This window comes from Pseudoalteromonas sp. DL2-H2.2 (genome assembly GCF_021532535.1).
GTDB classification, from domain to species: Bacteria; Pseudomonadota; Gammaproteobacteria; order Enterobacterales; family Alteromonadaceae; genus Pseudoalteromonas; species Pseudoalteromonas rubra_A.
This window is the reverse complement of the sequence record NZ_JAKGBD010000017.1, coordinates 81,610-88,548: the sequence shown is the minus strand read 5'-3', so window position 1 is coordinate 88,548 and position 6,939 is coordinate 81,610. Positions and strand designations below refer to the sequence as shown.

The following is a 6,939-nucleotide window of genomic DNA, read 5'->3' as shown; positions in this document are numbered from 1 at the left end:
ATTACCCGTGAGGCTTAACCATACAACGCCAAAGTGGTTTTGTTTGTTAGAAGTTAAGAAATAAAGTAGACGAAAGAATTTAATACGCTTTTCCAGATTTTAGTGAGATGTTGATAAACGTCTTGCACAACAGTTTATGCTTGGTAACCATAGCGTTTTGGAACCACCTGACTCCATGCCGAACTCAGTAGTGAAACGAAATAGCGCCGATGATAGTGTGGGGTTTCCCATGTGAAAGTAGGACATTGCCAAGCTCCTAATAAAAGAAACCCGTTGCAGCAATGCAGCGGGTTTTTTGCTATTCGCGATTTAAAACTGTGCCGATGATGCTGGAGATAGAAGAGCATCGCCTATTCATCCATGAAGCTGGTATCTAGCAGTCTTTGGACACACTCCCTGTGGAGGGCTCCCGGCTCGGCGTCCATGCCTCGCGTTCATTGCGCTGCGAAGCGGTGCTTCGGTCGCAATTCACCCATGTGAAAGTAGGACATTGCCAAGCTCCTAATTAAAGGTCGACGAAAGACATTCATCCATGAATATCATCGACATTCGTACCTCCTTGTACATCAAAGCCCGATTCGAAAGAGTCGGGCTTTTTTGCGTTTGGATGAATCACAGTTTTTTAGTTGACGACGATGATATTTCTCCAGGATAGCCAGCTTAACCGTTTGGACAAGTCGCTTATATTTCGACTCTTACAGCCCACACTTCCGTCATCCCGCACTTGATGCGGGATCTTCTAACAGGCCACACCGTTAGTATGAGTTGCACTGAAATCCGACAATCAATACTAGGATCCAAACAATAAAAGCTCGAATCAAACGAGTTAGGCTTTTTGCGTTTAAGTCCCTCAGCAACAGCTAAACCAGCTCATTTCACCTTGCGCAAAGTAAATGTACTCGCGTTGCTCGCTGCCATTGTACTTTGCACTTCATTCATCCATGAAGCTTGGTCCCATCGCGCATCCTTGCGCTCACCTCTTCGAACTGCGAAGCGTTGCTTCGGTTTCTCATCGCCCTTGCGGAAAGTAAATGTACTCGCGTCGCTCACTGTCATTGTACTTTGCACATGTGATCTAATGTCAAAATTAAATATCCATCGATACGATATTGATTTTGCAGTCCTCTGATTAAATTAAGCTCTCCAAACAGACTAAGGATCCCAGAAAGAAAGTGCGCATGCTCGCGCTGGCTCATTTCTTTGAAGGTAAATCTCGCTATCAGATTGCTGAATACTTGAAGGTCAGTCGTACAAGCGTGAACAAATGGGTGAAAGACTATCTCGACTATGGATTAGAAGGCCTGGAAGAACTGCCTCGCTCGGGCCGCCCTTGCAAACTGGATGATGCACAGCTGAAGCCATCATCCCTGTGGGGTGCTCCCGGCGCGTAACGCGTGTTATCGGCGTCCATGCCTCGCGTTCATCGCGCTGCGAAGCGGTGCTTCGGTCGCAATTCACCCTTGCGCAAAGTAAATGTACTCGCGTTGCTCGCTGTCATTGTACTTTGCACTTATTAATGCAGGTTATCGCTTACAACCTTTAAACCGGCGCATTAAAATTGTACAAGTACCTGATGCCGCGCGCGAAAACTTAGCGCCAATTGCGCGAAAACTGCGAAAAATCCATTTTTAAAATAATTAAACAGCTTTTCAAATTATCACACCTCAATCTCGCTATAAGGCAGGTCCGGCGCTGGGCCTGTGATGCGATTATTCTCGATGTACACACTTCCACTCACGACGCTATCGCCTAGGACTGTGCTTTGTGAACCATCACTGTGCTGTACCAACGTCGTGCCATCTGTGTTTACCAAGACAACCTTTACAATACTGCGGCGTGTTCCGCCTAGGACTGCGCCTAGGCGGTTTAAGAGATTAGACATTTGCTACTACCCTGATGCTTTGGTTTACGGTAATCGCACCTTGTGCATTGATTGAGGCGCTTATGCTGGCACTGTCACAGGTCGCTTTATATAGAGAGTCGGAATATCGAATACCGATCAACATACCCGGCCTGATGGGTGGTAATGCTGCTGTCAGTTTGGTGCGTATCTCTGATACTTTTTTGCTGCCGCTTCTGGCCAATTCGCAAGTCCCGCGCTGGCGCGCCGCCTGGTTGTCAGTTATCAGAGAGTCAACCACATCATACGCATATTGATCGCCCAATGTTCCCGCGCGCTTAATCTTACAGGCCACCCCTTGTTGCTCACCCCTAACAAATACAGCTGTATGCTCAGGGCTCACTGTTTGCCGAGTGTTGTGCTCTAATATTAGGGAATCATTTAGGATCACATCACACACAGCGTTGTGTGTGTCCCAAGGCGCTACTGGCCACTCCGGTATGACAGATACCGTTTTGCTTACATCATCAAAATCCAAAATACCACCGACACTTTGCGCTATGCGCAGCAGCGCACTGGCTGGCGTTAACCCTCTGTAGCTATATGCGCCTTTTGGTATGGGGTAATCAATCATCTGATTATCTAGTGTCCAGCCAGTGTTTGTCAGAGCATCAGACATGATCCCCGCTAACGTCCGAGGTGTTGGATTGGTGTAATTCGTTTCTCGTGCGTATGGTGCTGATAACTGAGCGAATCGCCCGCGAATAGAGGCGCTGTAGCTGGCCGAGTTGAACTTGTTGCTGGTGCTTGGCTGCTCACATATCACCACGTATTCATAGCCGTTTACGTTAACCAATAGTTCCTGACCCATGGCTCGTTCCATATCAATGCGGCTACAGAAACGGATTGAGCCCGTTGCAGCAAATTGGCCTCTTTCAAAAGCATGGCTAAATGAGGTTATTAAAATATCGGTATTGTCGGATAGACGTTTACAGGTGATTGTGGGTTGCATGATATAGGCTCGTCTTATCTGGGGTTCAATGGGGAGTTTTCGGTCCAGTGTCGGTAGATCGTCATCAGAACGCACCAGGCCGCCGGGCAATCCCCAGTAACATACTTTCTCAGGTTCGCTAAAGGACAAAGCTATTGCTGGACTAAAACCAGATTCAAAATTCAGGAAAGTTAAGCCTGGTTTAGGATGGTTTTTCCATACGCAAACATACTCAGGCTTTCGAGGCGCATAGGCGATAAAAATGCGTGTTGACGTCGTTTTAGCAGACGATACCCAGCCGACGCTCGTATGGCTGCGAATACTTTGAGCAAACCATGGCATAGGATAGTGCTCTGTCACGCGCTTACTTGTGGACCAGATTAGTCCGGCTCGATTTACAAGAGACTGCTTTTGTGTGTTGGTGATGGCTTTGTATACAGCAACAGGCTGCATTTTGCTTGTGGTCAGGCTCACAGATATGCGGACTTGGTTGCGGCGGCTCCAGTTAAATGACTCTCGGAGCGATACCGATTTAAACCCCGCCCATGATGACGCCACATAAATACCAATCAGCTTGCGGGTATCAGGCGGCTCAGTGCCACCATCAAATGTAACTGTGACAGGTGCACGATTGATCTCGTAGGGCTGAGTAAAGCGCAGCATACCGCCCAGATTACTGGGCGTATTGAACGAAGCGTTTACAGGAGAGTTTAGTATCTCATAACGCGCTGAGAACGATATTGTGATCATGTATTTGATTGAGCACTCAATGTGTACAGGTCAACTATTTCGGCCTGAACATGGTCTAATGCGGCCGCATTGTACACCTGAGTATTGTCCAGCATCAGCACTAGCAGTTGAGCGCTGGTCGTGTATGTGAGCGGCAGCAAGTGCGTTGTATTCGCACCAGATGGTTTGGTCGCAAAAACCAGCTCCCCTGATTTTCGATTTAAAACCATAATTTTTGATGCGTATGGGTCGTGGTTGATTTCAAGCCTGCCAATTGGAACAGGTGCCACAGGAACCAAGTGCGAAGCCTTTACAATATGCATCACCATTCCTCCAAGTTTAACCAGGCCACGATGCCCGCCGTGTTTTCCGTACACGGTATTGAGAGATAATTTATCCCTGACAATGATTTAATAAAAGGCATCGACTTATTGCCGAACCCGGTTTGGGGTGATACCCACAAACCTGGAACCTGACCTCGAACATGCGGAGATAGAGTGGCGTTATTGTCTGCGTCGCTTTTCTCCCAACCGCCAGCGAATAGGTAAAAAGGGCTGAGTAATGTGATATCTGGCTCGGTATCGAATAGGTTACTTGAACCCCGCGTGTTCTTGCCAAACATCGACATCATATAGAGTGGTTGCCCTGCGCTACTTGCGGTTGAATCGAACGCATAAATATTTTCAACGGCATAGCTTGCATAGTCAGGGTCTGAGTATTGTATTGTTCTGATCAGAGTTTCATTGTAACTTCTGGAGCCAGTAGGGCTGCCCTGGCTACCCGTTAATGCAACAAACCGGCATGGGTCATTTTGTATTACTGGGATGTAATCACCACAGTAAAAAAATACAATGTATTTTCTGTTGAGGTAATTGCTGGCTGCGAGGTGGTCGGTGCTTGCAAAAAGGTAAAATCCGTAATGTGTGGCAATCACGAGCCAGTTTTTACATTGATAAGTGCCTGAACTTCTAAATGCGCTGAATACGTTGGCGCGGCCTAGCCTTGAGTGTGTAGACTCATCACTGTAATCCAGAGCAGAAACTATGATTACATTACCACTACCGTTGTTGTTTGCAGCATCGAGCATTACATAGCCACCGCTGGCTCCCTGATCTGTGTTATTTTGCAGGCATAAATGGGGCGGGTCATTAACCTCATTTACCACCGTCCAACCCAGGGGTTGTTTGTCGCCATACCCCTCAACAAGGCATTGCTTGAGAATAGCAAACCATTCCTTTGCTGCACCTGTGGTAATTTGCGGTGCGCCGGGGTCATCCCATCTATATACGGTTACGGGTGTTGGCATATTAATACACTCCTCTGAATGCAATAGTCGAGCTGTCTTGTTGAATTTGTGAGTGGCCAGGCGAGACTGAACGTGTGGCCATAATCGGGCGAGCTGCTGACCATGTGCTAAATAAAAACGCCTCGCCAGGGTTTAGCCCGCTGCCCAGTGCTGCGCTCGTAATAATGAAGTAAGGTTCATTTGCAAATGGGTTGATTGGTGCGCAATCCTCACTGATGGTGCCGCTAAAAATAGCGCCTACAAACTCCCCGAGCACGTTATATTCGGTGGTGCTGGTAAACACCACTGCCCACCGCTGAGTAATGCAGCCGATGTTTGACAACTGGATCGGGTACTGAGTTGTGTTGATCACATTGGTTGCAGGCGCGCCAATGTCGGCAAAATTATTTTGCCAGGCCGACAACGTGCGTTCGTTGGTGCTTCTAGCCTGCAAATCTTCCAGCATGTACACGCTTGAAACCGTCGAGCCTGCCGGAAATGTGCGCTTCAGCGGAGTCGAGATACGCAGCAACTTTGGCTCAATAGCCGTAACCTGCACCAGGTCACTCTGAATTACGGTAAGAATAAAGGGGGCAGTAAATTGGCTGACCCCACTTTTGACTGTCACCTGGCCAGTAGCATCATCATAAACATAGTTATTGTCTGTTGGTGAATACAAGCTTGCGCCCTGGCCATCGACAATATCGACCCAATCAGCATCAGGTGTAACAGTAATGGTATCACCTGCAGACAGTGCCTGGTGTATTGTGCGCTCTCGATGCTGGACGCAGACCAGTCCGTCTTTATGGAAAATGGGCACAATGCCATTGCCAGGCAACGCTACACGATTAATCTCGCCAGGCGGAGTCGGTACGGGTTCCTGTATCAATAACTCGTAGTCACAACTGATAGACTCTGGCAATACATCCACGTCAAAAGTCAGTTCAACAGCACCTTCTGTCAATGTGCCCGAAATGTTGGTGCCGGTAATTACGCCCTGGGCATCAGATGAGCCACTTAGCTGTATCCCCCCGGCTGTCTCGCAGCGTACGTAAAAGGTTTCCGGAATTATGTTTTGCTCCAGCGAAAACGCTTTATGCCTAATCGTAAATGGACGGGTCTGGATAACTGCGCCGATGTGCTGACTAACGAAGCCTGTATAGCGCACGGGCTGAAACTCGGTGATTTCACCGGTCAAGTAGTCAATTTTGGCCATCAGGTACCCGGAGTAAATAAACTGTCCGTTACCATCATCAGTGAGCACCTTGTCTAGTTCGGGGTGTTTAATGTTCACTGTACCCGGCAGTACAGATTCACCATTGGCCAACGCGATGGCGCCAGATATGGCAAAATCGTGATATCGAAAGTCGTTTTTTGACAGATAGTGCAGATTGAATTTCTCACCTTCGTAGACAGGCGTTGTTAATCTCGTTGTAATGTTTGTGCCGTTCAACTCCATTGCGTTCTGAAATATAGTGATCGTTTCATACACTTTCGCCTGGTAGTTGTACTTACGATAGTTGCCGTAAAATATCGGCCTGTCTGTCAGAAGGTCAGGAATATTTATGTCTATGTGATATAACCTCCCAAAGCTCTCAAGCTGTTGAGTTCTGTATGCGGTTGATTCATGAGGAGGTGACACATTCTGACGGGGGACCCTGCTGTTGATTGTCGGGGCCAAATTTGCGCTGACCCTATCAACTAGCAATACCAGGCCGTCAGAAGCTGTGTTAGCCGTCAAAACAGTCATGCCGTGAAACTTTGCACTGGGTAACAAATTTTCCATATCGCCTAACACACTGGTGTCTATCAGTGACCCTGACTGCACCAGTAGTGTTGTCACATTTGGATCGTCGGGCTGGTCACTAATAAAAACGTGCGAATCTTGTAACCTGCTGGCATCACTGGTTGCAACCGCGGGGTAGAGTTTGACCAATTCAAACGCGCTGCGGGCTCTGTCAACATTGCTGATGGCACTAAACACCTGATTTAGTTTACCGGATTCAAGAGCGATATTAGTCCTGTGTCCACCGGCGTCAGGGCTGTTACCCAAACGCTGTGGCAGGAAGATTTTTAAGTCACTTCTTAGCATCT

General features: G+C 47.8%; 5 protein-coding genes and 1 rRNA gene. 2 read left to right on the top strand and 4 right to left on the bottom strand.

The genetic code is table 11. The features are described 5' to 3' along the window. Positions 1-139: 139 nt before the first annotated feature. Positions 140-254 (top strand): 5S ribosomal RNA (rrf, locus tag L1285_RS21085). 879 nt (positions 255-1,133) lie between these two features. Further along, complete coding sequence (locus L1285_RS21080) at positions 1,134-1,391, top strand: helix-turn-helix domain-containing protein (protein WP_442960529.1); 258 nt, start codon at positions 1,134-1,136, stop codon at positions 1,389-1,391. 483 nt (positions 1,392-1,874) lie between these two features. Here L1285_RS21080 and L1285_RS21070 read toward each other — a convergent pair whose 3' ends face one another. Genes L1285_RS21070 through L1285_RS21055 form a run of 4 tightly spaced genes read right to left on the bottom strand, consistent with a single transcriptional unit; the run spans position 1,875 to position 6,937 of the window. Then, entirely contained in the window at positions 1,875-3,581 is a 1,707-nt protein-coding gene (locus L1285_RS21070; protein WP_235414207.1) for a hypothetical protein, read from the bottom strand. After that, complete coding sequence (locus tag L1285_RS21065; RefSeq protein ID WP_235414206.1) at positions 3,578-3,883, bottom strand: hypothetical protein; 306 nt, start codon at positions 3,881-3,883, stop codon at positions 3,578-3,580. Before L1285_RS21065 ends, L1285_RS21070 begins: the two co-directional genes overlap by 4 nt. Then, on the bottom strand, positions 3,883-4,866 hold the full coding sequence (locus tag L1285_RS21060; RefSeq protein ID WP_235414205.1) for a hypothetical protein: 984 nt from the start codon (positions 4,864-4,866) through the stop codon (positions 3,883-3,885). The genes L1285_RS21065 and L1285_RS21060 overlap by 1 nt, the downstream gene beginning before the upstream one ends. A gap of 1 nt (position 4,867) precedes the next feature. Then, complete coding sequence (locus tag L1285_RS21055; RefSeq protein ID WP_235414204.1) at positions 4,868-6,937, bottom strand: hypothetical protein; 2,070 nt, start codon at positions 6,935-6,937, stop codon at positions 4,868-4,870. Between the last annotated feature and the right edge of the window lie 2 nt (positions 6,938-6,939).